The organism is Maribacter algarum (ex Zhang et al. 2020) (genome assembly GCF_005885635.1).
GTDB classification, from domain to species: Bacteria; Bacteroidota; Bacteroidia; order Flavobacteriales; family Flavobacteriaceae; genus Maribacter_C; species Maribacter_C algarum.
This window is the reverse complement of the sequence record NZ_VATY01000002.1, coordinates 316,118-340,916: the sequence shown is the minus strand read 5'-3', so window position 1 is coordinate 340,916 and position 24,799 is coordinate 316,118. Positions and strand designations below refer to the sequence as shown.

19 protein-coding genes are annotated in these 24,799 nt (G+C 38.5%); 13 read left to right on the top strand and 6 right to left on the bottom strand.

Translation table 11 applies throughout. The annotated features are described in order from the left end of the window. Window positions 1–46: 46 nt before the first annotated feature. From FEE95_RS10335 to FEE95_RS10300, 9 genes are all read left to right on the top strand, one after another. On the top strand, window positions 47–3,337 hold the full coding sequence (locus FEE95_RS10335; protein ID WP_138657868.1) for an amidohydrolase family protein: 3,291 nt from the start codon (window positions 47–49) through the stop codon (window positions 3,335–3,337). Window positions 3,338–3,367: 30 nt separating this feature from the next. Continuing rightward, window positions 3,368–6,613 (top strand): VPS10 domain-containing protein, encoded by a 3,246-nt coding sequence (locus tag FEE95_RS10330; RefSeq protein WP_138657867.1) that lies wholly within the window; start codon window positions 3,368–3,370, stop codon window positions 6,611–6,613. A gap of 102 nt (window positions 6,614–6,715) precedes the next feature. Beyond that, window positions 6,716–7,777: a TolB family protein gene (locus FEE95_RS22330; protein ID WP_238474554.1), complete on the top strand. Its 1,062-nt coding sequence runs from the start codon at window positions 6,716–6,718 to the stop codon at window positions 7,775–7,777. After that, complete coding sequence (locus tag FEE95_RS22325; RefSeq protein ID WP_238474553.1) at window positions 7,750–8,658, top strand: alpha/beta hydrolase family protein; 909 nt, start codon at window positions 7,750–7,752, stop codon at window positions 8,656–8,658. The genes FEE95_RS22330 and FEE95_RS22325 overlap by 28 nt, the downstream gene beginning before the upstream one ends. A 90-nt stretch (window positions 8,659–8,748) precedes the next feature. Further along, the gene (locus FEE95_RS10320; RefSeq protein WP_138657866.1) at window positions 8,749–9,459 is read left to right on the top strand and encodes a DUF2490 domain-containing protein; all 711 of its coding nucleotides are present in this window, start codon (window positions 8,749–8,751) and stop codon (window positions 9,457–9,459) included. 64 nt (window positions 9,460–9,523) lie between these two features. After that, window positions 9,524–10,738: a bifunctional alpha/beta hydrolase/OsmC family protein gene (locus FEE95_RS10315; RefSeq protein WP_138657865.1), complete on the top strand. Its 1,215-nt coding sequence runs from the start codon at window positions 9,524–9,526 to the stop codon at window positions 10,736–10,738. A gap of 32 nt (window positions 10,739–10,770) precedes the next feature. After that, the gene (locus tag FEE95_RS10310; protein ID WP_138657864.1) at window positions 10,771–11,265 is read left to right on the top strand and encodes a YdeI/OmpD-associated family protein; all 495 of its coding nucleotides are present in this window, start codon (window positions 10,771–10,773) and stop codon (window positions 11,263–11,265) included. A 72-nt stretch (window positions 11,266–11,337) separates the two neighbouring features. Continuing rightward, entirely contained in the window at window positions 11,338–14,172 is a 2,835-nt protein-coding gene (locus tag FEE95_RS10305) for a M16 family metallopeptidase (protein WP_138657863.1), read from the top strand. Between the two features lie 72 nt (window positions 14,173–14,244). Continuing rightward, window positions 14,245–14,847 (top strand): superoxide dismutase family protein, encoded by a 603-nt coding sequence (locus tag FEE95_RS10300; RefSeq protein ID WP_138657862.1) that lies wholly within the window; start codon window positions 14,245–14,247, stop codon window positions 14,845–14,847. Window positions 14,848–14,879: 32 nt separating this feature from the next. Here the strand turns inward: FEE95_RS10300 and FEE95_RS10295 are convergent, their stop codons facing one another. The 3 genes from FEE95_RS10295 to FEE95_RS10285 are packed head-to-tail and all read right to left on the bottom strand — an operon-like array spanning window position 14,880 to window position 17,646. Then, complete coding sequence (locus tag FEE95_RS10295; protein WP_138657861.1) at window positions 14,880–15,776, bottom strand: helix-turn-helix domain-containing protein; 897 nt, start codon at window positions 15,774–15,776, stop codon at window positions 14,880–14,882. A gap of 35 nt (window positions 15,777–15,811) precedes the next feature. Beyond that, window positions 15,812–16,855, bottom strand: coding sequence for a flavin monoamine oxidase family protein (locus tag FEE95_RS10290; RefSeq protein ID WP_138657860.1), 1,044 nt, complete (start codon window positions 16,853–16,855; stop codon window positions 15,812–15,814). A 41-nt stretch (window positions 16,856–16,896) separates the two neighbouring features. Continuing rightward, window positions 16,897–17,646 carry an SDR family NAD(P)-dependent oxidoreductase gene (locus FEE95_RS10285; protein WP_138657859.1) on the bottom strand — a complete coding sequence of 250 codons (750 nt, stop codon included), beginning with the start codon at window positions 17,644–17,646 and terminating at the stop codon, window positions 16,897–16,899. A gap of 309 nt (window positions 17,647–17,955) precedes the next feature. Here FEE95_RS10285 and FEE95_RS22320 point away from each other — a divergent pair, with 309 nt between their 5' ends. Next, window positions 17,956–18,204, top strand: coding sequence for a DUF4345 domain-containing protein (locus FEE95_RS22320; RefSeq protein WP_238474552.1), 249 nt, complete (start codon window positions 17,956–17,958; stop codon window positions 18,202–18,204). On the opposite strand, the gene FEE95_RS10275 is transcribed toward FEE95_RS22320, so the two are convergent. Then, window positions 18,201–18,596 (bottom strand): response regulator, encoded by a 396-nt coding sequence (locus FEE95_RS10275; protein ID WP_138657858.1) that lies wholly within the window; start codon window positions 18,594–18,596, stop codon window positions 18,201–18,203. The two genes, FEE95_RS22320 and FEE95_RS10275, sit on opposite strands and share 4 nt — an antisense overlap. A gap of 34 nt (window positions 18,597–18,630) precedes the next feature. Between FEE95_RS10275 and FEE95_RS10270 the strand changes: the two genes are divergently transcribed. The 3 genes from FEE95_RS10270 to FEE95_RS10260 all read left to right on the top strand — a co-directional run bounded on the left by FEE95_RS10270 (window position 18,631) and on the right by FEE95_RS10260 (window position 23,303). After that, window positions 18,631–19,323 carry a VOC family protein gene (locus tag FEE95_RS10270; protein ID WP_138657857.1) on the top strand — a complete coding sequence of 231 codons (693 nt, stop codon included), beginning with the start codon at window positions 18,631–18,633 and terminating at the stop codon, window positions 19,321–19,323. A 77-nt stretch (window positions 19,324–19,400) separates the two neighbouring features. Further along, window positions 19,401–21,641, top strand: a complete 2,241-nt coding sequence (locus FEE95_RS10265) for an efflux RND transporter permease subunit (protein ID WP_138657856.1) — start codon at window positions 19,401–19,403, stop codon at window positions 21,639–21,641. 477 nt (window positions 21,642–22,118) lie between these two features. After that, the gene (locus tag FEE95_RS10260; protein WP_138657855.1) at window positions 22,119–23,303 is read left to right on the top strand and encodes an LETM1-related biofilm-associated protein; all 1,185 of its coding nucleotides are present in this window, start codon (window positions 22,119–22,121) and stop codon (window positions 23,301–23,303) included. Between the two features lie 176 nt (window positions 23,304–23,479). Here FEE95_RS10260 and FEE95_RS10255 read toward each other — a convergent pair whose 3' ends face one another. After that, window positions 23,480–24,235 (bottom strand): LytR/AlgR family response regulator transcription factor, encoded by a 756-nt coding sequence (locus FEE95_RS10255; RefSeq protein ID WP_138657854.1) that lies wholly within the window; start codon window positions 24,233–24,235, stop codon window positions 23,480–23,482. 228 nt (window positions 24,236–24,463) lie between these two features. Further along, a complete protein-coding gene (locus tag FEE95_RS10250) occupies window positions 24,464–24,793 on the bottom strand; it encodes a 2TM domain-containing protein (RefSeq protein ID WP_138657853.1) in 330 nt (109 codons plus the stop codon). Window positions 24,794–24,799: the final 6 nt, after the last annotated feature.

Sequence of the window (24,799 nt, the reverse complement as noted above, 5' to 3'; positions counted from 1 at the left end):
TGAATCTTTTCCCTATATTTAATCCGACTAATTAATTCAATCTAAAATGACCAAAAGGCTTTTGCTCTTAGCACTGCTTAGTGCTACTATTTTTCTTACTGCACAAGAGAAAAAAGAGGATAAAAACAAATGGGATGTTACCAACCCGGGAAAAGACTTCAACTACAAAAACCATCAATTTTCTACTGATGAAGGTACTTGGATGAACCTTGATGTGAGTCCTGATGGGAAAACACTAGTTTTTGATTTGCTAGGTGATATTTATTCGATGCCCATTACAGGCGGAAAAGCCAAAGTATTGCGCAGCGGAATTCCTTTTGAAGTACAACCTCGTTTTAGTCCCGATGGCAAAAGAATCGCTTTTACTAGTGATGCTGGTGGCGGGGATAATATTTGGGTCATGAACGCTGATGGTTCTAACGCCAAAGCAGTTACCAAAGAAAAATTTCGCCTGTTGAACAATCCCTATTGGACTCCTGACGGCAACTATATTGTGGCGCGAAAGCATTTCACTTCCCAGCGTTCATTAGGGGCAGGGGAAATTTGGCAATACCATCATTCAGGAGGTTCGGGAATTCAATTGACCAAACGAAAAAATGACCAACAAGACGTCAATGAACCCTGTATCTCTCCTGACGGAAAATATTTGTATTATAGTGAAGATGTCTATCCGGGCGGGTTTTTCCAATACAACAAAGACCCGAACAAACAGATTTATACCATAAAACGTTACGAATTTGAAACTGGTGAAACCGCTACCGTAACCCGAGGACCTGGTGGAGCTGCGCGCCCACAGCTCTCAAGAGATGGGAAGAAAATGGCTTTTGTAAAACGTGTCCGCACCAAAACCGTATTGTACTTACACGATTTGGAAACAGGCGAAGAATGGCCGCTGTTCGATGATTTAAACAAAGACCAGCAAGAGGCTTGGGCAATTTTTGGAATTTACCCGAACTACAGCTGGACTCCCGATGACAAAGAAATTGTTTTTTGGAATAAAGGGCAGTTGCACAAAATAAATGTGAGCACACTTACAGTGACAAACATTCCTTTTAGTGTTGATGCAGACATTAAGATTGCAGAAAGAGTGCACTTCAACAATCCTGTTGATACCGATGAATTTGATGCAAAGGTGATTCGGCATGCCGTTACTTCTCCCGATGGAAAAACAATGGCTTTTAATGCCTTAGGACATCTATGGACAAAAAAACTGCCCAACGGAAAACCGAAGCGGTTGACTAAGGCAACGGACTTCGAGGCTGAGCCTTCCTTCTCCCCTGATGGAAAAGAATTGGTTTATGTAACTTGGAACGATACCAATTTAGGTGCGGTACATAGAATTTCAGTTCAAGGTGGTACGGCAACAAAACTGACCAAGAAAAATGGAATTTTTAGGAATCCTGCTTTTAGCCCTTCAGGACAATCAATTGTATTCCACAAGGAATCCGGAAATGGGGACCAGGGATTGGCTTTTGGCAAAAATGCAGGTATATATACCATCTCCAGAACTGGAGACAACTTAAAACGTTTGACCAAAGAGGGAGAATATCCACAGTATTCCACTGATGGAAATCGTGTTTTTTACCAAACGGGTGGTACTTACTTTGGCGAGCTTACCAAAAAGTTGAAGTCCGTTAACCTTAATGGAGATGATGAAAAGACGCATATCAAATCGAAGTATGCGAATCGATTAGTGCCGAGTCCCGATAACAAATGGATTGCTTTTACCAACTTGCATAAAGCCTACATAGCACCTTTGTTGTTGAACGGAAAAGAAGTTGATTTAGACAATAAATCGACGGTAGTTCCCGTATCTCAAATCGCAAAAGATGCGGGTATCAATTTGCATTGGTCGGCGGATAGCAAAACGATTCATTGGACCTTAGGAGATGCTTATTTTTCAAACGACATCAAAAACCGGTATACTTTTCTACCCGGTTCTCCTGAAAAAGTTGCCAAAATGGATTCTGTGGGAAGTCCGATAGGTTTATTAGCAAAAATGTACAGACCAAAAGGAAGGGTGGCTTTTGTAAATGCGCGAATCATTACTATGGAGGAAGGTGAGGTAATAGAAAATGGGACTATTATTGTCAACCAAAATGTTATAGAAGCTATTGGAAGTAGCGCTGAAGTTTCTATTCCCGCCAATTCGAAAATATTCGATGTTGCCGGTAAGACTATTATGCCAGGAATTGTTGATGCACATGCCCATATAGGTGGCTTCCGTTATGGACTAACCACGCAAAAACATTGGCAACTCTATGCGAATTTGGCTTTCGGGGTAACCACGGCGCATGACCCATCCGCAAATTCAGAATCCATTTTTGCCATGGCTGAACTCATTAAAAGTGGCGAGATGGTGGGCCCTCGAATTTATTCCACAGGAATCATTCTGTACGGGGCTGATGGGGATTTCAAAGCTCCTATTAATAGTTTGGAAGATGCACGTTCATCAATTCGAAGAACAAAAGCCTATGGTGCGCAATCCGTTAAAAGCTACAATCAACCACGTCGCGAACAAAGACAGCAAGTAATGCAGGCTGCTAGGGAATTGGGAATCAATGTCGTTCCTGAAGGAGGTTCTACATTTTATACCAATATGACCATGCTAATGGATGGCCATACGGGTATTGAACATAATATACCCGTAGCCCCTGTTTATAAAGATGTTCTAGAACTTTGGAAAACCAGTGAATCGGGCTATACCCCTACGCTAATTGTAAATTACGGAGGTATGAATGGGGAATACTATTTTTACCAAAAAGATAAGGTTTGGGAAAATGAAAAACTATTGAAATATACGCCTAGAGCCTTGGTAGATGCACGTTCGCGTTACCGGACTATGATTCCTGATGAAGAGTATGAAAACGGACATATTTTAGTGTCCAAAACCGCAAAAGCGCTAACAGACCAAGGTGTTAAAGTTAATTTGGGTGCACATGGACAATTACAAGGTTTAGGTGCCCATTGGGAACTTTGGATGCTACACCAAGGAGGTATGACCAATATGGAAGCATTACAAGCGGCCACTATTAACGGTGCCAATTATATCGGTGCTGGGAATGAAATCGGATCTTTGAAAGAAGGAAAATTAGCGGATTTAATCGTCTTAGAGAAGAACCCTTTGGAAGATATCAGAAACACCGAAACGGTTACCTATACTATGGTGAATGGCAGATTATATGATACAGCAACCATGAATGAAATTGGCAATATGGATACAAGTCGAAGTAATTTCTGGTGGGAGAATAACAAATACAGCGAAGCCTTTCCTTGGCATGAAGAAGCACAAAGTTTCACAAGACCCGGATGCGGCTGCCATTTAGGTCATCAATAAAATTATAACCAACTAATTCAAAAATTAAAAATGAAGTATTTACTTAAATCAATAGTATTCTTTTTTGTCGCAACAGCTGCTTTTGCACAAGATTTTGACATGGAACTCGTCCAAGACCTCAAACCAAGAAACATTGGTCCTGGGGGTATGAGCGGACGTGTTACAGCCATTGATGCTGTACATTCCAATCCTGATATTATGTATGTCGGTACTGCCTCTGGTGGTATTTGGAAATCTACCTCAGGCGGTATCAAATGGGAACCCATTTTCGATGAAGAGTTAACCGCTTCTGTTGGTGCGCTAGCCATTCAGCAATCGAACCCCTCCGTGATTTGGGTTGGAACAGGAGAAGGAAATCCTCGTAATAGTTTAAATGGTGGTTTTGGTGTCTATAAGTCTTTAGACGGTGGTAAAAGTTGGAAGGCGATGGGACTCACAAAAACAAGGCACATCCATAGAATAAAAATCGACCCTTCAGACCCGAATACGGTTTACGTTGGTGCTATTGGTTCACCATGGGGTGAACATCCTGAGCGTGGCGTTTATAAAACCACTGACGGCGGTGAGACCTGGGAGAAGGTCTTGTTTGTGAATAATAAAACAGGCGTAGCTGATTTAGTGATGGATCCAACGAATCCGAATAAACTGATAGCCGCTATGTGGGAGCACAAACGTGACCCATGGTTTTTTAAATCTGGAGGAAAAGGTAGCGGACTTTATATGACTCATGATGGTGGAAAAAATTGGAAGAAATTAACCGAAGAAGACGGACTCCCTAAAGGAGATTTGGGAAGAATTGGAATCGCGATTGCTCCTGGAAAACCCAATATTGTTTATGCTTTAATTGAGGCCAAAAAGAATGCGCTTTACAAATCAGAAGATGGTGGTTTTAAATGGAAAAAGATAAATGACAAGTCCGATATCGGTAATCGTCCCTTTTATTATTCTGAGATTTATGTAGATCCTCAGAATGAAAATCGGGTCTATTCGGTATTTACCTTTATCAATGTTTCCGAAGATGGCGGTAAAAACTTTAAGCAGCTCATGAATGCCTATGGTAATGATGTCACCAACGGCGTACACCCTGACCACCATGCTTTTTGGATACACCCGGACAATGGACAATTCATTTTAAACGGTAATGACGGTGGATTCAACATTTCAAAAGACGGTGGTAAGTCATGGCGTTTTATTGGAAACATTCCTGTAGCGCAGTTCTATCATATTGCCACGGATAATGAATTTCCATACAATGTTTATGGAGGTATGCAAGACAACGGTTCTTGGCGGGGCCCTGCCTACGTTTGGAAACGACAAGGTATTCGTAACAGCTACTGGCAAGAAATTAGTTTCGGTGATGGTTTTGATGTCGTTCCTGATTTAGAGAATTCCCAGTATGGGTATACCATGAGCCAGCAAGGTTTTGTGCAGCGTTATGACCATATTACGGGGAACAACTATATCGTCCGCCCTACTCCACCAGATGCGAAAACCAAACTTCGTTTTAACTGGAATGCAGCCATCGGCCAAGACCCTTTCGATATAAGTACTGTATACTTCGGAAGTCAGTTTGTACATAAGAGCACAAACAAAGGACTGACTTGGGAAGTCATTTCTCCAGATTTGACTACCAACGACCCTGAAAAACAAAAGCAAAGTGAAAGCGGTGGTTTAAGTATGGATGCTACTGGAGCAGAAAATCACACGACGATTTTAGTGATTGAGCCTTCTCCTTTGGAAAAAGATATGCTCTGGACAGGTTCAGATGACGGACGTGTTCATTATACCCAAAATGGTGGAGAAACATGGACTGATGTTACTCAAAACATTAAAGGTTTACCCGCAGGAAGTTGGATTCCTCAAATCAAGGCTTCCAATAAAAACAAAGGGGAAGCGCTATTAATTGCGAATGATTACAGAAGATTCAACTATACCCCCTACGCTTATCGCACTAGAAACTACGGAAAAACGTGGGAGCGAATCGTAGACGTAAATGACGTTCAGAGTTACACTTTGTCAATCGTTGAAGACCCTGAAAATGCAAACCTATTGTTCTTAGGAACGGATGACGGATTATATATTTCCTTCAATGCCGGAGCAAACTGGCAAAAATGGACCGAAGGTTTCCCAACAGTTTCTACAAAGGATATGGTTATCCATCCTAGAGAACATGATTTGGTAATCGGTACTTTCGGACGTGCCGCTTGGGTGCTTGATGATATTCGCCCTCTTCGTGAAATTGCTTCGAACAAGGCCATTTTGAATGCCGATGCCAAATTGTTTACTCCTCCAACAGCTTATCAGGCTGCCATTCAACAACCCACCGGAAGTCGTTTTGGAGGTGATGCTTTATACAATGCGGAGAACCGTAAATTAGGTGCGATGATTACCTATTATCTCAAAGAAGGAAAGAAGAAAGCAGACAAACCGGAGAAGGATTCTGATAAAGATGAAAAAGATGCTGAAACGAGTTCAGCACCGTCAAGTTCTGAAAAAGAAGAGTTAACAGGAGTACAGAAAAAAGATTCCGTTCAATTCGAATTACTAAGTGGTGATAAAGTTATCCGAACACTAAAATTCAAAACTCCGGAAAAAGCAGGTTTCCATAGGATTTACTGGGGTATGGATGAGAAAGGACCGGACAGACCTTCTCGAAAAATAAGCAAACGTAAGAACGAGCGCGGTGGAAGAAGCGTCAAACCAGGAATCTATAAGGTCAGAATGAGTTACGGAGATGTAACGGATGAAACTATGATAACGATCAAAACAGACCCACGATTAAATGTTGATATGAATTCCGTAAATGAGATATATGAGGCCTCAAACAAAATCATGGCTATGACACAAACCGCTTCAGATGCCGTTAAACAGTTGAACGAGAGCAAAAGTGTTGCTAACAAGTACGCGAAAGAGTTGAAGGAAATGGATAAGAAGAAGTACAAAGACCAAATAAAAGCTTCTACGGATATCGTAAAAGCGATTGACTCAGTTGTAGCATTGTATATTGGAAAAGAAGACAAACGCCAGGGGATTACCAGGAACCCGGAAATCAACGTTATGCAACGTATCGGAAATGCTGGTTATTACACGGAAACTAGAAAAACAGGCTTGACCGAAACCGAAAAGAACTTAATAAAATACGCCGAGGATGATTTGAAAGATGCCTTGAACAAAACCAATAGCTTCTTCTCAGACCGCTGGAAAGGTTATCGGGAATCAATTGAAGCATTGGAAGTTTCTCCCTTTAAAGAAACTAAGAGTTTTAGTATGAATTAGAAAAGTTTGGATGTTGGATGCACGAAGCCCGATGTTATCTTTCATCGTGCATCGAGCATCTGACACCCTTTTAATAACAATCATTAACAAAAAACAAACATCATGAAACAACTAGTAGTATTATGTGCAATCGTCCTAATTTGGGGTTGTAAAGAAGAAAAGCCCGTCGAGCCGAGCATAGCGGAAACGATGAAAACCTACACCATCGAACAGATGATGGATAACGAAGCTATCGGTGGCGGTAGTTTTTCACCTGATAAATCAAAAATGTTGATTTCTAGCAATCGCTCTGGAATTTACAATATGTACACCGTGCCCACTTCTGGAGGAGAAATGATGCCTGTCACCCAATCCGATAGTGCGTCAGTTTTTGGTATATCCTATTTTCCAAAAGATGAGCGTATGCTTTTCCGTATGGATGGTAATGGCGATGAAATCTATCACATTTATCTAAGAGATGTTGATGGGACTCATAAAGATTTGACTCCCGATGAAGGAAAACGAGCCAGTTTTTATGGATGGACTGATGATAAGAAGGGATTCTATTATACATCCAACAAAAGAGATGAACGTTTCACTGACCTCTATGAAATGGATTTGGAAACATTCACTCCGAAAATGCTATATCAAAACAATGATGGCTATTTTTTAGGCGGATTGTCGGATGACAAAAAGTATCTTCCGCTCATAAAGCCTATAAACACTAACGATGCAGATTTGTTCCTTTATGGTATGGAAGACAAATCATTTACCAAAATCAATACAAATCAGAGTGGTAATAGTCCCGAAGATTTTTCTCCTGACGGAAAATCATTGTATTACACTTCTGATGACGGCAATGAATTTTCGCAGCTGATGAAATACGATATTACTAATAAAACTAGCGAAAAGGTCATGACGAAAAGTTGGGATATCATGGGGTCTTATTTCACTGAAAATGGAACGTATCAAGTCACCTATATTAACGAAGATGCCAAAAATACCATTGAGGTTATGGATGTCGCTTCCGGTGAAAATATAGACTTGCCTTCTTTTGATGGTATGGCAATTACCAACGTTGGTTTTTCAGATGATGAAAATGGATGCGATTCTATGCTGGAGGCTCTCATACCCCTTCCAACCTATACGTATATAACTTGGAATCTAAAGAGCAAATCAAATTAACTGACGTTTTAAATGATGAAATTCAGGGTCAAGATATGGTACGTGCAGAAGTAGTACGTTACAAGTCTTTTGATGGTTTAGAGATACCTGCTATCTATTACCTACCACATCAAGCATCAGCAGAAACCAAAGTGCCCGCAATGGTTTGGGTGCATGGTGGTCCAGGAGGGCAATCGCGTCAAGGATTTAATTCATTTTTACAATACATGGTTAATCACGGTTATGCGGTGTTGGCCGTTAATAATAGAGGAAGCAGCGGCTATGGAAAAACTTTCTATAAAATGGATGACCTCAACCACGGAGACAAAGATTTAAAAGACTGTATTGCTGGCAAAGATTGGCTGGCCCAGCAACCTGAAATCGATGGTGAAAAAATAGGAATCGTTGGCGGTTCTTATGGGGGTTATATGACCATGGCCGCCTTGACTTTTACTCCCGAAGAATTCGATGTTGGAGTGAACTTGTTTGGCGTAACCAACTGGATTCGTACCCTACGTAGCATACCGCCATGGTGGGAAGCACAAAAAGAAGCTTTGTACTTAGAATTAGGCGACCCTAATAGCGCCGATTCCGTTAGATTGCGTGAAATCTCTCCTTTATTCCACACGGATAAAGTCACTAAACCTTTAATCGTACTACAAGGTGCAAAGGACCCTAGAGTCCTTCAAGTAGAGTCTGACGAAATTGTTGCTGGCGTTCGTAAAAATGGCGTTCCAGTTGAATATGTATTGTTCGAAGACGAAGGCCATGGGTTCGTTAAAAAGGAAAATCAAATCAAGGCCTATAGTGAAGCCTTGAAGTTTTTAGATGTTCATCTTAAGGGTGATAAAGGAGTTCCTATTGAAGATGGAGAGTCCATGACAAAAGAAACAGACATTTAAACAAATCTGTCACTTCGAGCGGAGTCGAGAACCTAGGACACCGGTTGCGACTCCGTCCGACCTCACAGAATAAAGACTTATTAATTATTTATGAAAAAAACAGTATTACTACTTGCCCTATTTTTTACAATTTCAACCTTAGCCCAACAAATTGGAGATGATACACTCGGCTCATGGCATATGTATTTTGGCACAAACAAAGTGTCTGAGAAACTAAGCATTCATACAGAGGCGCAATTACGATATTATGAAAATGGCAAAAATTTCAATCAGCTGCTGTTGCGAACTGGACTGAACTACCACATAAATGAAAATGCCATAGCCACCTTTGGATACGGCTATATCGCAACTGACCCGACTTTTGAGGATTTCAGAATATTAGGAATCGATGCCGAAGTAGCTGACAGCAACATCATCGAACATCGAATATTTGAACAATTTATATTAAAAAATACAGTAGGTCAGTTCAAATTTGAACATCGTTATCGTTTAGAACAACGTTTCATAAATGATAAAGATTTCAGTGGAAAAGATACCCAGCATCGCGCACGTTATCGTCTTCAAGTAACTTATCCTTTAAGTAAAGTATTCTTTTTGAATTTCTATGACGAAATTTTTTTGAATTTACAGGATGCTGTTTATGGTCAAAATCGATTGTATGGAGCAATAGGCGCGAATGTTTTTAAGAATACAAGTGTTCAAATTGGGTATTTGAAGAATCACTTCCCCAGCGCAAATTTTGACCGATTGCAGATAGGAGTCTTCTATAATCCCGACTTACGAAAAAAGGTTAAGGAGTAATTCAGAAGGCAGTTGCAGTTTGCCGTGGTGCCAATAGAAGTTTCTACAAAAAATACAACACAATATGAACTTGCAAAAAGTAACATTCCAGAATAAAGAAGGGCAAAATTTAGTAGGAAGATTGGAGCTTCCAGTAAATCAACATCCTCATAACTATGCAATTTTCGCGCATTGCTTTACCTGCAATAAGAATTTATCTGCTGTAAAAAATATTGGAAAAGCTTTGACTTCAAAGGGTTTTGGAGTCCTACGCTTTGATTTTACAGGACTTGGAGAAAGCGAAGGCGACTTTGAAGACACTAACTTTTCAGGAAATGTAGAAGATCTAGTTGCCGCAGCCGAATATCTCAAAAAAGATTACCAAGCCCCTACCCTCTTAGTTGGTCATTCTTTAGGAGGTGCAGCAGTAATTTTTGCGGCCTCTGAAATTGAATCAGTAAAAGCAGTTGCAACAATTGGGGCACCATCAAACCCAAGCCATGTGCAACATTTGTTAAAAAGTGGAATAGAAGAAATCAAGACATCCGGAAAAGCAGTTGTGAATTTAAGTGGACGCGATTTTACCATCAAGAAACAGTTTTTAGATGATTTGGAATCTAAATCACTTCCGGAAACTGCACAAAATCTTAGAAAAGCTTTATTGGTAATGCATTCGCCTCAAGACAGTACCGTTGGTATCAAAAATGCTGAGGAAATCTATATTGCTGCGCGGCATCCAAAAAGTTTTGTATCCTTGGATGGAGCAGACCATCTGCTAATGAATAAAAAAGATTCGATATATGCCGGAGAGGTTATTGCCGGTTGGGCGCAACGCTATGTTGAGATTCCTGATGAGTCCAATTTAAAAACAAAACATCAGGTAGTTGCCAGTCTTGATGCCGAAGACGGATTTACTACCGCTATGAAAGTAGGTAATCATTACATGAATGCCGATGAACCTATTTCTTTTGGCGGTAATGATTTTGGTCCATCACCCTATGAATTTGTTTCCGCGGGTTTATCCGCTTGTACGGCGATGACGGTTCAAATGTATGTACGTAGGAAAGGATGGCCTTTAGAAAATATTGAAGTACATACCTCCTATGGAAAATCACATGCTGTGGATTGTGAAAATTGTGAGGACGATACAGCCAAAATTGACACTTTTCATCGAGAGATTAAACTAACTGGAAATTTGGAAGAAAAACAAATCGCTCGTATTTTACAGATTGCGGATAAATGTCCGGTTCATAAAACCTTGCACAGCGAGACGCAGGTGATTACGGAGTTGATTGATTGAAGACGGAAGACGGAAATTAAATACTAAAACCATTGCCAAAACTAAAAAGCAAACCTTTTGAAATTTCAGTTACCGGGAGTTTTTATTCTCTATTACTTCCTGAAGATATTATTCAACCTTTTCTGGAAAAAAAATTGAAACGCGTAAAAGTAAAAGCAAGTTTCGACGGAAAAACGTTGGACTTTCACGGAGCTATTCAAAAGAGAAAAGGACTTCATTATATGATGTTTGGCAAGCGGTATCAAAGGGAATTGGGTGTTTTTCCCAACGATTATTTTCAACTTCAATTCTTTGAGGACGATTCCAAATATGGCGTTGAAATGCCCGAAGAGCTTGATGCTGTTTTACTAAGTGACTATGAAGCATTTCAAATTTTTGAATCCTTTACTGCGGGAAAAAAACGTGGTATCATTTATATGATCTCTCGCTACAAAAACTCTCAAACACGCATTGACAAGTCCATTTTGATGTGTGAAAATTTGAAAAGGGGCGTTCGTCATAGTCCAGACTTGCTTAAAAAAATCTGAACTCAAATATTCCAACCCTTAGGTATAGCAAACTTTACGCTATATTTAGGAATTAAACCAAAACACTAAAACATGAAAAAAAGAATTGTAGCTTTCGCTATCGGATTGCTGATTATCTCAAGTACCGCAGCGCAAACAGACTCCGATATGTCCAATTCGATTACCATTCCAGAAGGTGATATCCCCGTTGACCCTAATGTGAAGATTGGCAAACTTGAAAACGGGTTGACCTACTACATTCGAAATAACGGAAAACCTGAGGATAAGGTGGAATTGCGATTAGCCGTAAATGCAGGTTCTATAATGGAGACGGATCGCCAATTGGGATTAGCCCATTTTATGGAGCATATGAATTTCAATGGCACTAAGAATTTTGAAAAAAATGACCTTGTAGATTATCTCCAAAGTATTGGTGTGAAATTTGGTGCTGATTTAAATGCCTACACTAGTTTTGATGAAACCGTATATATTCTTCCTATCCCAAGTGATGACCCAGAAAAATTAGAAAAAGGTTTTCAGATTATAGAAGATTGGGCCCATAACACAACACTATCTGAACAGGCCATTGATGATGAAAGAGGGGTCGTTTTAGAAGAGCTACGCTTGCGTTTAGGAGCTAATGAACGTATGCAGCGCGTAACGCTTCCGAAAATAATGTACGGCTCAAAATACGCCGAGCGTTTACCTATTGGAACCAAAGAAAATCTTGAAAACTTTACGTATGATGATGTTCGAGACTATTATAAAAAATGGTATCGTCCTGATTTGATGGCCGTTATTGCAGTTGGGGACTTGGATGTTGCTGTCATGGAGGAAAAAATAAAAAGTCACTTTTCAGGTATAGAAAAACCAAAAGAACCTTCAGGTAGAGAAGCCTATGAGCTACCCAACCATGAGGAAACTCTTGTTGCCATAGCTTCAGATAAAGAAGCTGCATTTACCCAGGTGCAGGTGATGTATAAGGATAGCCACCTTGCTCCGAAGGTTAAAACCGTTGCTGATTTTCGCGAATCAATAGTCAGAAACTTATTTTCTACCTTGATAAACAATAGGCTAGATGAATTAAGAAATAGTGCGGAACCACCATTCGTGTATGGGTTTTCGTACTATGGGGGAACTTATGCACGCACCAAAAATGCTTACCAATCCTTTGCTGTAACTAGTCCTGAGGGGCAACTTGCGGGACTCAAAGCAATCCTTGAAGAAAATGAACGTGTAAAACGTTTTGGTTTTAAGGAGGCTGAGTTTGATCGTGCCAAGAAGAGCATCATGGCAGGACTTGAAAAAAGATATAACGATCGTGATAAACGGGAAAGTGGTCAAATCGTTGACGCATATATTCAAAATTATTTAGAAGATAGTCCTATTCCGAGTATAGAATGGAGCTTTGATATGACCAAGAAATTCCTGCCAACCGTCAAATTGGAGGAAATTGGCGCTTTGATTAAGAACTTCCTGCACGATGACAATCGTGTAATCGTGTTCACTGGCCCCGAAAAAGAGGGGTTGACACAAGCAACTGAAGATGAAGTCAAGGCATTGTTGAAAGAAGTACAAACAGCAGACCTCAAAGCATATGAAGATGAAGCGGTGCGTAGCAATCTAATTGAAACAATGCCGGTTGCTGGAGAAATAAGCAATACAAGTTCAAACTCAAAATTGGGTACTACGACCTTAACTCTTGGTAATGGTGCCACACTCACCTATAAGAAAACAGATTTTAAAAATGATGAAGTCTTGTTTAGAGCTTATAGCCATGGGGGAACTAGTTTATACTCAGATGCTGATTATCTTGCTACTACATTTGCAAACCAAGGTTTGACGGAAGCCGGAATTGGAGGCTTATCACTTACGGACTTAAACAAATTCATGAGCGGCAAAATCGCGAATGTTTCTCCGTCAATAAGAGGGTTCAGTGAAAATTTTAGAGGTTCCGCGGCTCCAAAGGATTTGGAAACCCTTTTTCAAATGGTACATCTATATTTTACTTCTTTAAATAAAGATGATGAAGCTTACAGCTCCTTTATTACAAAGCAAAAAAGCTTCTTGGGCAATCTGATGGCGAATCCGCAATTCTACTTTCAAGACCAAATTGGGAAAATCAAAAATGAAGGAAATCCAAGATATACGGGCTTTCCAACAACTGAAAAGTTAGACGCTTCAGACTATAATTTGGCTTATCAAAAATATCAAGAGCGTTTTGCCGATGCTGGTGACTTCCATTATTTTTTAGTTGGTAATATTGATGAAGAAAAAATTGGGGAGTTGGCAAAAACCTATTTGGCTTCGCTTCCTGGTAAAAACAGCAACGAAAAATATGTTCCAACAAAATTTAGGAGAAAAGACAAATTCCAGAAACATATTGTGAACAGGGGTACAGACCCCAAAAGTAATGTTTCCATAACTTGGGAAGAAGAAATTCCTTACGACAGTAAAATTGCCCTGAATATTGCCGCCTTAGGCGAAGTTTTGACCATTAAACTAGTCGAACGTCTACGTGAACAAGAAGGTGGGGTTTATGGTGTGGGTGCTCGCGGCAGCTTAAGTAAGATGTCTTTTTCTAATATCACTTTTAGCATCTCTTTCCCGTGTGGTCCGGAAAATGTGGACAAATTAGTCGATGCAGCGCTTGCAGAGGTGAATAAGATTAAGAGTGAGGGAGTAACACCTGAAGACTTAGCTAAGGTTAAGGAAACCTATCTCGTAAAACGAAAGGAAGACCTGAAAACCAATGAATTTTGGATTAGTAATTTATTAGCAAATCACCAAGAAGAAAGAGACTCGAATAGTATTCTGTCCTTTGAAGACAAAGTGAATTCCTTAAACTCGAATGACCTTCAAGAGGTCGCGAAAAAGTACTTAGATGAAAACTATTTCTTAGGTATTTTAATGCCAGAGACAAAATAGCAACACTTACATAAAATCTTGACACTAGATTATATATTCAGTAAATTAGCAAGAAACCAATTTAAATTAAAGATGAAAAAAATAAAAATAGCAGTAATGGGGTTTTTAATGATAACTTCATTTAACTGTAAGGATGTCAAAAAGGAAGCTGACAAAGCCGCAGACACTATGGAGGAAGCAGCTGATGAAATGAAAGAAGCAGCTAAAGAGGTTACCGAAGAAGTGAACACGGTTAAGTTTATGATGGAACCTAAAAGTGATAGCAATGTAAAGGGTACGGTAACATTTACTGAAGCAGACGGAAAAGTTAGCATGATAGCAATGTTATCAGGTCTTTCTGCTGGAGAGCATGCCATTCACATTCATGATAAGGCAGATTGTTCTTCTGCAGACGGCAAGTCCACTGGAGGCCACTGGAATCCAACAAATACTCCACATGGAAAATGGGGTGCTGCCGAAGGATATCACAAAGGAGACATTGGAAATTTTACTGCAGACGAAGCTGGCTTGGCTACTGTTGAATTCTCGACCGAAGAATGGTGCATCGGATGCGATGATGAAACAAAAAATATTCTTGGCAAAGGAGTTATTGTTCATCAGGGTGTAGATGATTTCACATCTCAACCCAGTGGTGCCGCTGGCGCTCGAGTTAGTTGTACCGGGATTATTCAGTAATAAGAAAATTATTTTTGATTAATAAAAGCCGCTCAATGAGTGGCTTTTTTTATTTTGACTTTTTCGCGGTACTCAGTTGGAGAAATACCTACTTGTCGTCTGAAATATTTTACAAAATAAGAAGCGTCATCAAATCCTAATTGAAAAGCGATTTCACTAATTTGTAAGCTCGAATATCGTATTAACCGTTTTGCTTCCAAAACAATCCGTTCCGTAATTAGCTGTTTCGGTGATTTATTTACAAATCTCTTTGTAATAGTTGAGAGAGTTTTAGAAGATATATTTAAGGCGTCTGCAAATCCTTTTACGGATATATTTCTCCTATAATTTTCCTCCAATAAATCTTTGAACTTGTAGAATTGAAACTCATATTGACTCGTAAATTCTATATTCTTTTCTGTATCCTTTCTATTGACACGCTCTAGGTTAATCAAGAAAGACTTTAGCAAATATCGAATAACATCCTCCGTACCAAATTGATCTCGTTTTACTAATTCGGTCCGAATTAAATCTACATAAGAAAAACCTAGTATTGAAATGTTCTTATCTATAAAATAACAAGGGCTTTTATACGAATTAAATAAGTTATACTTCAAGAATATATCAATATCGGAATGCATGAAAAAACCTTCGTTAAAGTGTATTAGCAATCCGTTGATTTCGAGATTTTCATCGAATGCATGTACTTGGTCCTTATTGATAAATAACACCGTTCTTTCTTTGATTTCGAATTGCTCAAAATCAACCGTATGAGTACCAGCTCCTTCAAAAAACCAAATAATTTGATAGTAGCTGTGCGAGTGTGGTACAGAAGCTTTGTCGCCACTGCTTTTTCGATAGGTATTCAAGTCATAAACCTCGAACTGCAACTTCTCAGGGTTTGCTTTATGTAAATGATATTGCTCCATGTTTTCCTTCGAATGTCTCATAACAAATTCTGGAAGATTAGTCGCAATTATTTGACTTACTCACAAACTTTCTGAGCTGCCAAAATTCCACTATAAATTGCTCCATCCATATAACCACCATACAACGGGGAAGTCTCCGCCCCTGAAAACAACAATCTACCTTTCATGTAAGCCTTTGTAAAAATAGGGTTCCCATATGCGGGACTCATATATACCGATTTTATGGTTTCACAAGAGGTATTCCAATCTTGTGACCAGTCTTTTTCTTCATAGCTTAAATAGTCTCCGATTTCTTTACCAAGATATTTTGTCAAGTAATCTAAAATACGTTCCTTTCTTTCTTCCGAAGAATAGTCTCGGAGTCCTTCATTTACAAAGCCCATAAGAGCAAAGGTATTGTCTTCGAAATTACTATGGTCGTAAAGTTCGGTAACCGCTCCAACTTGACCAATTACAGTTCCTGATAGGTTTTTATTACGCCAAAAAGGGCGTTTAAAAGTCATGCCCACTTTCATAGCATTGCTCATCCAAGTATGAGTGCCGTCCATGGCTCGCATTACGACCTCAGACAATTCCGGAGTAAATGTTATTCGCGTTGCAATTTTAGGTGGGACCGTCACTATGACTTTTTCAGCGATAAAGATTCCTTTGTTTGTTTGTAATGATAAGGCATCTCCTCTTTCTGAAATCTCAGAAACGGCCGTTTCCAAATAAATCCTATTACTAAAGGGGGCGGCCAACTTCTGAATCAACTTCGAAGAACTTCCAGCTATACGGAAAGCGGATGGTGTATTTGAATCACTCTCAAAATAGTGTTCAGGAGCCATAGTACTGTACACCAAGACACTCCTACCCTTGCTGAACTGATGAAATCTAGACAGCTCTAATTCATCCAATAAATTCGAAACATTTTGATGATGTGGCTGAAACCAAGTAGCGCCCAAATCTATACCATCACAAGTATGTATTCTACCCCCTATTCGATTTCGAGATTCAAGAATTATGAAATCAGTCTCACCTGTCTTTTCCAATTGATAGGCTGTTGTGAGTCCTGATAAACCCGCTCCAACGATGATATATTTTGAAGAAATTTCACTCATATAATCTACACAGCTGTAAAAATACCGATTCTAACTCGGAATTAGTTTCTACCCGCCATGACACCACCATCGGTATCCCAAATCGCTCCTGTAACCCATGAGGCCTCATCGGAAAGTAGAAAGGCGATAGTATTAGCAACGTCCTCAGGTTTGCCATATCTACCAATAGGATGAAATCCGTGAAAACCTTGCAAAGCTTTATTTGCTTCTTCTTTCCCACCAAAAACACTATCATAAACCGGAGTTTCAACTACAGCAGGCGAAACCGCATTTACCCGAATTTTGTAGTCAGCTAATTCCATAGCGAGGTGTTGGGTCAGTGAATGCAAACCTGCTTTCTGCATGGAATATGCTGATGACGGTGTAGCTTTTACTGCTTGTTTTGCCCACATTGAACCCACATTTACAATCGCTCCACCTTTCGTAGAAGCCATTTTCTTTGCAGCAGTTTGTGTAATAAAAAAGAAACCTCTGTTCAAGTTCATATATGAATCATAATCTGCTACACTATGGTCCAAAAAGGGTTTCGGCCCAAAAATACCAGATGCATTTACCAAATAGTCTAAATTATCCCAGTCGTTAATAATATTGTTCAGTGCCTGAATTTCATCGCTATTGGTAATATCAACCTTATGTGTACTTAGGTTTACAGGGGTTGAATTTTTAAATGCAACAAGTTTTGCATCGTTAGTACCTACAACGTGCACCTCTACTCCTTGGTTCAATAGATTCTCTGCCGTTGCCTTTCCTATACCACTGCTTCCACCTATTATCAATGCTCTTTTACTCATAATTCTATTTTTTTAATATGAAATACAAAAGTATTTCTAGGCATCCATCTTATTGTAGTCATAAATAGAAAATGAATGGTAGTTTTCGGAAAGGCATTTCAGTGTACTATGGCCCACTATTAGTAAAAAAGGTATTTTAGTGGAACATGAAAAACACCCACCTTTTAAAAAACCTTCAACTCGGCATATCCGCTGTAGTAGTTCTGATTGCAAGTTTTGTATACGGGGGAAACCCCAGTAAATTCCTTCCATACATCTTTGGGTTTGAAGTTGAAGCCTTAGAATTAAAAAAACATCTTCCGAGCTATAATGGGCCTTTATATTGCCTTCGGAATATATTGGATTATCGCCATACGAAATCGTAAATATTGGCGAGGCGCTACCATATCCAACATTCTATTTATGGGAGGTTTGGCTTTCGGAAGACTTGTGAGTACTATAATTGACGGTGTTTCATTCCAATATACAATCGGTATGCTTCTGGAAGGCCTATTCTTGATTTGGGGATTACATAACCTCAAAAAGTATTCCTCTGAAGTAAAAAGCGAATCTCTTTAAACCTTTACAGAACTGAAAATTTTATCTGCACTGACTTTAGAAAGGGGTTTGTCAAAATATCCGCGAACAAGGGGATGCGTTTTAGCAAGGTCTCGGTCTTTGCTTTTTGCAAAGGCTGAAATAATATAAACGCTGACTTTGTCTTCCCAACCTACAAGTTTTTCAATTTCAGCTAAAAATTCCCAGCCATCCATTTCGGGCATTACCAAATCCAACAAGATTACCTGTGGCATTCCTTTGCCTTGTTTTATGCATTCCTGGAAAGTTTGAAGGCTCTCCGGAGCTTTGTCGAAACTCTTGACAATAGCCGAACTATTTGCTTGTCGAATACAGTATTCGGTGGCAAATTGCGACACTAAGTCGTCGTCTATTATCCAAACGGTTGGGGCCATCTTTTTAGTTAAAATCCGGTCGGCAAGGTACTGAATGTTGGTAAAATTTACTAAAGAAAGTGAATTCCATATCTTTATAAATCTAAAAAATAGAGTTATTAACAAGAAAATAGATCATATTGTATATGTCGTTTCTGACTTAAATCAAGCCATCAACGAATTTGAACAAAAATTCGGAGTGCGACCCATATTCGGCGGTTACCACCAAACATTCGGAACAAAGAACGCACTCATCAATTTAAACGATAACATATATCTAGAATTATTAGCAACTGATGATTCAAATCCGGAAATCACAGCACCTAGATGGATGGGAGTCGACTTCCTAACTAAAAACCAAATCACTCGCTGGGCACTCAAATCAGATTCTCTTGAAACGGATGCCGCCAGTTTAAAAAAGTATAATCCAGAAATGGGGGAAATCAGAAATGGCTCAAGAAATTCCGCGGATGGCTCTTTGTTGCAATGGGAATTAAGCATGCCCCTAAAGTCACCCGAAGTGGAAGTCGTTCCTTTTTTGTTAGACTGGAGCAAAACCGAAAAACATCCTTCGGAACTGATGCCAAATATGGATTGCGAGTTGTTAGAACTATATGCCACACATCCAAAACCCGACACTTTCATATCTGTTTTTAAATCACTAGGATTCACATTTGACATAAAGCCATCCAAAAAGATTGCGATTAAGGCCGTGATTAAGTGCCCAAATGGAATTGTGGAAATTTAAGTTTTAAGGCCTAAGCCATTCGTAACTCAGACCCAATTGGTAAATTTGTACACCAATACACTCACCAACACCATCAAATGCTAAAACTCTTTGCCCTTAAGAAAACCATAATCGGTTTCTTTATCATTTTGGGTATTGCTTCAGGTTTTCTTTTATTCAACCTAAAATTCTCTTTTGACTTTAGCCAGTTTTTTCCGGAGGGAGATGAAGATTTAGAATTTTATCAGGACTTCATCAAGGACTTTGGCACTGATGACAACTTCCTTTTGGTTGCCGTTGAACGTGAGGGTTCGGTCTTTAAAACAGACTTTCTGAACGAATTTCATCAAATCACCATTGATTCTAAAGACTTTCCTTATGTGACTGAAAATCAATCGATAACCACGCTTTTTTATCCATTAAAGTCCGCAGTTGGCTATACAAGAATTCCTATTATTAATAGAAAAGACAGCACCAAATTTGCTAAGAACTGGAAGAAAATACAAGAAGATGATTTATTTATAAACTCCCTTATTGATGAAAATGCGACCTCATTAGTCCTTGCACTCCAGACCGAAGATAGTATCGATTACAAACAGAGCACCGAACTATTATCAGCTGTTAGAAATCGTCTAGAAAGGGCAGGATTCAAAAAGTATCACCTTCTTGGTCGCGCATTCTTCTACGAAGCATTAATAGACATGCAAAAGCGCGAGCTTATCGTTACCACCATTGCCTCGTCTTTGCTGATTTTTCTCATTTTGTTTTTGGTGTATCGCCGAATAGTCATCATTGCATTATCGCTAGCCTCTATCTTTCTTGCCTTATTGATTTTCATGGGTATTCTATCCCTACTGGGAATTGAACTTACAGTATTAGCCGCCTTCTACCCTATTTTGTTGCTTATTGTGGGCACCTCGGATGTAATCCACATTATGGATGACTACTTAGGGAAAATTGGAAACGGTATTGAAAAAGAAAAGGCCATGCAGCTGACTTTGAAACATGTGGGAATATCTACATTATTGACTTCGGTAACCACTGCCATTGGCTTCGCCTCGCTATTAACTTCGAAGTCGACCAGTGTAAGCGGATTCGGTCTAAATTCTGCAATAGGGGTACTGACCGCTTTTGTGACCGTAGTTTTCTTTACGTGCGCTTTGCTTATGATAATTGATAAAAAGTACCTACTTCCCAAAAAGAGGAATTCAAACCGTTGGACTAGCAGACTGCTTTCTATCAATTCGTTTACCAAAAAGTTCCCCAGACCAATTCTACTTGGAAGTTTGATTTTTGGGGTTTTCTGCGTTTTGGGAATGAACAAAATAAACACGAATTACCAGATTAAAAATAGCTTTCCCGTCAATAGTACTATTGCCAATGACTTTGAATTTTTCCAACAGAATTATGCTGGTTTCAGACCTTTAGAAGTTGCCGTCATCACTGAAGGCACCCATAGAATAACGGATTTTCATGTTGCGCAAGAAATAGAAAAGGTAGTACAAAAAATGAAGTCATTTCCAGAAATACGGAATGTACAGTCTGTCAATACCTTTTACAAAGGATTTCACAAAGCCAATAATTTAAACCAGTCTGCTTATTTTGTCCTTCCAGAAACAGAAGCTGAATTTCAAAAATATAATAAAGAGGTAAAGAAATTGGCCAGAAGACAATTCGGAAAATTTGTAAATGCTAAAGAGACAAAATCACGTATTACATCAAAAGTACTTGATGTTGGCCTGGACAGTATCACAAGGGTATATACTGATTTAAACGGCTTTTTTACCACTCGAACAGATTCCACTAAAGTAAGGTTCAAATTAACAGGTACAGGAATTCTATTAGATAAAAATTCGTTTTATGTGCGAGAAAGCTTGATAAACGGTTTATTAATGGGTGCTTTACTAGTTGCACTAATTATGGCTTTGCTTTTTCGAAATTTAAAGCTTTTACTGATTTCCCTTTTGCCGAACATATTACCACTACTTTTTGCTGCCGGACTTTTAGGTTTCTTGGGTATTCCTTTAGAAGCGACCATTTCGGTGGTATTTGCTATAGTCTTCGGAATTGCTGTGGATGACACAATTCATTTCCTAGGAAGGTATAAAGTAAGTCGTGACAACGGTCACGACCAGGAAAAAGCATTAGAAATAACATTTTCAGAAACCGGAAGAGCTCTAGTGATTACAACTCTGTCTTTGTTTTTTGGTTTTATGGTGCTCCTCTTCTCTATTCATGCACCAAGCATGACTATCGGCCTATTGGTAAGTGTTACGTTGTTAGCGGCCTTAGTTCTTGACCTATTATTGTTGCCGGTATTAATTCGGAAACTACTTTAAGGCAGTTTCCGAATTAAATAGCCAACTCAAATAATTAAAATCCTATTTTTTAGATTTCAAACTTCTTTGCAATTCTTTCTTTGCTATAAAAATTCTCAGGAAAAAAAATAGCATAACTGAAATCCATAGGAAGAATAAAAAATACTCCATAATCGCGGGGGTTTTAGGGACAATTTTGGTTAAACTAAATATGTACTCTGTAACACTTGGGGCATTGCAGAATGTTAAAAATAGCTTATAAACATACATAACATACTATGAATTTCCTACAGAAAAATGGGATATATTGCTTTTTTATAGGAAACCTCAGCAAATATCCGATGAACTACATCCTTAGGCCTATATCAACCTCAAAAAAATAAAGGTTTTTACCTGTTTTGCAGGATTTTCACAACAAAAACTATCTTACAAAAATTGAAGAATATAGGTCTCAACAAGGCATTTTACGCTATTTTTGAGGTTCTTAAGAACTAACCTATGAACCCATCGGCATCAGGCTGGATTAACAAATTTGGAGAGATAGTAAGTGGTGACACCACTACCTACGAAAGCTTTCAAGATATCTATGGGGAATTAAAAAAAATAGGTTTCGTCTATGGAGTAAATATTAAAATTCCAAGATACATATCCCCCGAACATATGCTTTCGGAGGACGAAAAAGCAAAAATCAATTTACTTGCTGCTTTATACAAAACCTACTCCCTACATAACAAGAAAGGAAGTTTTAAAACATTCTTAGATAAAATCTTTCAGTTCTATAAAGATTTGGAACTCGATGAGATTTCTTTTTTCAATAAAATTCTGACAGGTAGCAAAACATCGGCTCAGCTTGAAAAGCTTATTGATTCAAGGGTATATTTAGCGGATAATCTGATAAGCAAAACCTTTAATAGCATTATAACGAATTCGTTACTATTTATTGATGTATTGACCTTTAAAAGGTATTTGCAACAATCTGAGGGTATTCAAAAGCACGCTCAGAACATAGAGTATATAGCCATTAACGTAACCTATCATGCTTTAAGTTCAAAAGAGAAGAACGAGAATGATAAACGATTGGCACAGCTATTTGAAGCTTCACTGACCTATATAGACCCTGAAAAAGAGCGCTTCGATGGTTCATATAGAGAAAAACTACTGGACAGCTTTTCTCATTGGGAAAATCAGTATTTCTTAGATATGGCCTGTTTATCGGTTTGGGAAGATAAATCCTTGGAATACAAGGAATCGGAATTCATCTTCGGAATTGGCAAAGACCTCGGCTTTGAACAGAAGCAAATCAATCGTGCTTTAGAAGAGATTACCGCTTTTTTTGATCGTAATGGAGAGATTGTTCCATTTCTAAAGAATCAAAACCTTGCCGTACAATTCTATGACAGCATGTCTAAAATCGTAAACAAACTTATTCTCAGAAATAGCAAACGTTTACAAAAAGAACTTTTAGAAAGTAAAGAATTGGTAACTCTTATCTCTAAAGCTACCCTACAAGATTTGAATACTGAGGAGAAAAAGAAAGTACAGAATCAATTGATTGATATTTTTAAGACCATTCCTTCATTGGCAATTTTTATGCTTCCAGGTGGAGCAGTTTTGCTACCTATTTTCATCAAGCTAATTCCGAAATTACTACCTTCTTCTTTTGATGATAATAGGGTAGATTAATAGCTTAAAATCATTTCAAATAACAGCCCTTTAAACTTCTATTCCAAATTCTTTTTAATAACTTCATAACTAAGGTGCAATTCCCCAAAAAACACAACATTTTCTTACTTAAAAGCCATTATAAGAAAAATCTATAGTTGAACTTAAAATATTATCAATCAGAAATTTAAGTTCATCTATTCTAACCATAACTTGAAATCTCGTACTCTTTCCCTACTCACTATGATTTCTTGCTCAGAAAAGTGATTTACTTTGATTTGAAGACGTGAATTCGTATACGAAATGATGTCTTTTATATGATTGATGTTAACGTAAAATTTACGACTGACTCTAAAGAAAATTTTAGGCTCCAACTCACCTTCCAAATTTTCTAAAGTGGTATCTAATAAATAATTTCTCCCATCGGAAGTTGCGGCATAGGTTCCTTTATTTTCACTGTAAAAACATTCTACCTCATCCGCATTTATAATTTTTAGGTGTTGCCCTACTTTGACTGTAAATCGTTTTTTGTATTCGCGCTCTAGTGGATTCACCAATAACTTTTTTATATCCTCAAAATCCAATGCCAGTTTTTGAGGTTCAGGTTTCAGTGACTTATATTTTTTTACCGCCACCTCTAGATCCTCATCGTCAATCGGTTTTAATAAATAATCGATACTATTCAGTTTAAAAGCTTGTAATGCATACTCATCGAAAGCTGTCGTAAATATAATCGCACTTCGGACTTCTATCGTTTCAAAAATCTCGAATGAGAGTCCGTCGGAAAGCTGAATGTCCAAGAAAATCAAATCAGGATGCTCATTATTTTGAAACCAGTTGATAGCTTCCTCAACGGAATGTAGCATTACCGATACTTTTACTTCCAATTCTTCCAAAAGCCTTGAAAGTCTTCTGGCTGCAGGTTTTTCGTCTTCTATTATAATTACGTTCATAGGTTCTTTTGGTGATACTATTAATTATAGGTTTCAGATTTGTCGTGTTCCAGGTACTTGTGAATTTAGGAATTGCTAATCTTTCTTCTCCAAAAATAGCGATTGTTATTTCGTCTTTCAAAAGCAATAAAGCGACACTGATAAGAACAAATATAACTACATGATTATAGAGATGCGTTCAACTCTTTGCTTTACCCTTTTCAGTTCCTTATGCCCTATATTTTCTATTTACTTGTATTTTTCCGATTCTTTTTTGTTTTTTTCCATGTACTTATTTATTTGACGCTTCTCCCATTCTTTATTGAAAAAAGGATTCCAACCAAACACTTTACTGGCGTGAAATGCCAAACCTAAGCCCCAGATAAGCCATGTAGCGAAGGTACTAAAGTGCCATATTGGTCCCATAAAATTTTCACCATAATAAGGGGTGCCAATTATTTTGACCACCAAGAGCATCGTATTTATCAAGAAATACAGCGTAAGATGTATGTAGAAACCCTTTAGGGCTTCAACTTTCTTTTTGGCTTTAGCGCTTTTGTCAATTTTTCTTGTATCCATGACCAA

What these genes read in the sequence shown, in the direction of transcription:
- FEE95_RS10320 (WP_138657866.1), top strand. Translation starts at nt 8,749, where the DNA reads ATGAAAAAAACAGTATTACTACTTGCCCTATTTTTTACAATTTCAACC.
- FEE95_RS10300 (WP_138657862.1), top strand. Translation starts at nt 14,245, where the DNA reads ATGAAAAAAATAAAAATAGCAGTAATGGGGTTTTTAATGATAACTTCA.
- FEE95_RS10295 (WP_138657861.1), bottom strand. Translation starts at nt 15,776, where the DNA reads ATGAGACATTCGAAGGAAAACATGGAGCAATATCATTTACATAAAGCA.
- FEE95_RS10270 (WP_138657857.1), top strand. Translation starts at nt 18,631, where the DNA reads ATGTTGGTAAAATTTACTAAAGAAAGTGAATTCCATATCTTTATAAAT.
- FEE95_RS10285 (WP_138657859.1), bottom strand. Translation starts at nt 17,646, where the DNA reads ATGAGTAAAAGAGCATTGATAATAGGTGGAAGCAGTGGTATAGGAAAG.
- FEE95_RS10305 (WP_138657863.1), top strand. Translation starts at nt 11,338, where the DNA reads ATGAAAAAAAGAATTGTAGCTTTCGCTATCGGATTGCTGATTATCTCA.
- FEE95_RS10315 (WP_138657865.1), top strand. Translation starts at nt 9,524, where the DNA reads ATGAACTTGCAAAAAGTAACATTCCAGAATAAAGAAGGGCAAAATTTA.
- FEE95_RS10255 (WP_138657854.1), bottom strand. Translation starts at nt 24,235, where the DNA reads ATGAACGTAATTATAATAGAAGACGAAAAACCTGCAGCCAGAAGACTT.
- FEE95_RS10260 (WP_138657855.1), top strand. Translation starts at nt 22,119, where the DNA reads ATGAACCCATCGGCATCAGGCTGGATTAACAAATTTGGAGAGATAGTA.
- FEE95_RS10335 (WP_138657868.1), top strand. Translation starts at nt 47, where the DNA reads ATGACCAAAAGGCTTTTGCTCTTAGCACTGCTTAGTGCTACTATTTTT.
- FEE95_RS10250 (WP_138657853.1), bottom strand. Translation starts at nt 24,793, where the DNA reads ATGGATACAAGAAAAATTGACAAAAGCGCTAAAGCCAAAAAGAAAGTT.
- FEE95_RS10275 (WP_138657858.1), bottom strand. Translation starts at nt 18,596, where the DNA reads ATGGCCCCAACCGTTTGGATAATAGACGACGACTTAGTGTCGCAATTT.
- FEE95_RS22330 (WP_238474554.1), top strand. Translation starts at nt 6,716, where the DNA reads ATGAAACAACTAGTAGTATTATGTGCAATCGTCCTAATTTGGGGTTGT.
- FEE95_RS10290 (WP_138657860.1), bottom strand. Translation starts at nt 16,855, where the DNA reads ATGAGTGAAATTTCTTCAAAATATATCATCGTTGGAGCGGGTTTATCA.
- FEE95_RS10330 (WP_138657867.1), top strand. Translation starts at nt 3,368, where the DNA reads ATGAAGTATTTACTTAAATCAATAGTATTCTTTTTTGTCGCAACAGCT.
- FEE95_RS10265 (WP_138657856.1), top strand. Translation starts at nt 19,401, where the DNA reads ATGCTAAAACTCTTTGCCCTTAAGAAAACCATAATCGGTTTCTTTATC.
- FEE95_RS22320 (WP_238474552.1), top strand. Translation starts at nt 17,956, where the DNA reads ATGGGCCTTTATATTGCCTTCGGAATATATTGGATTATCGCCATACGA.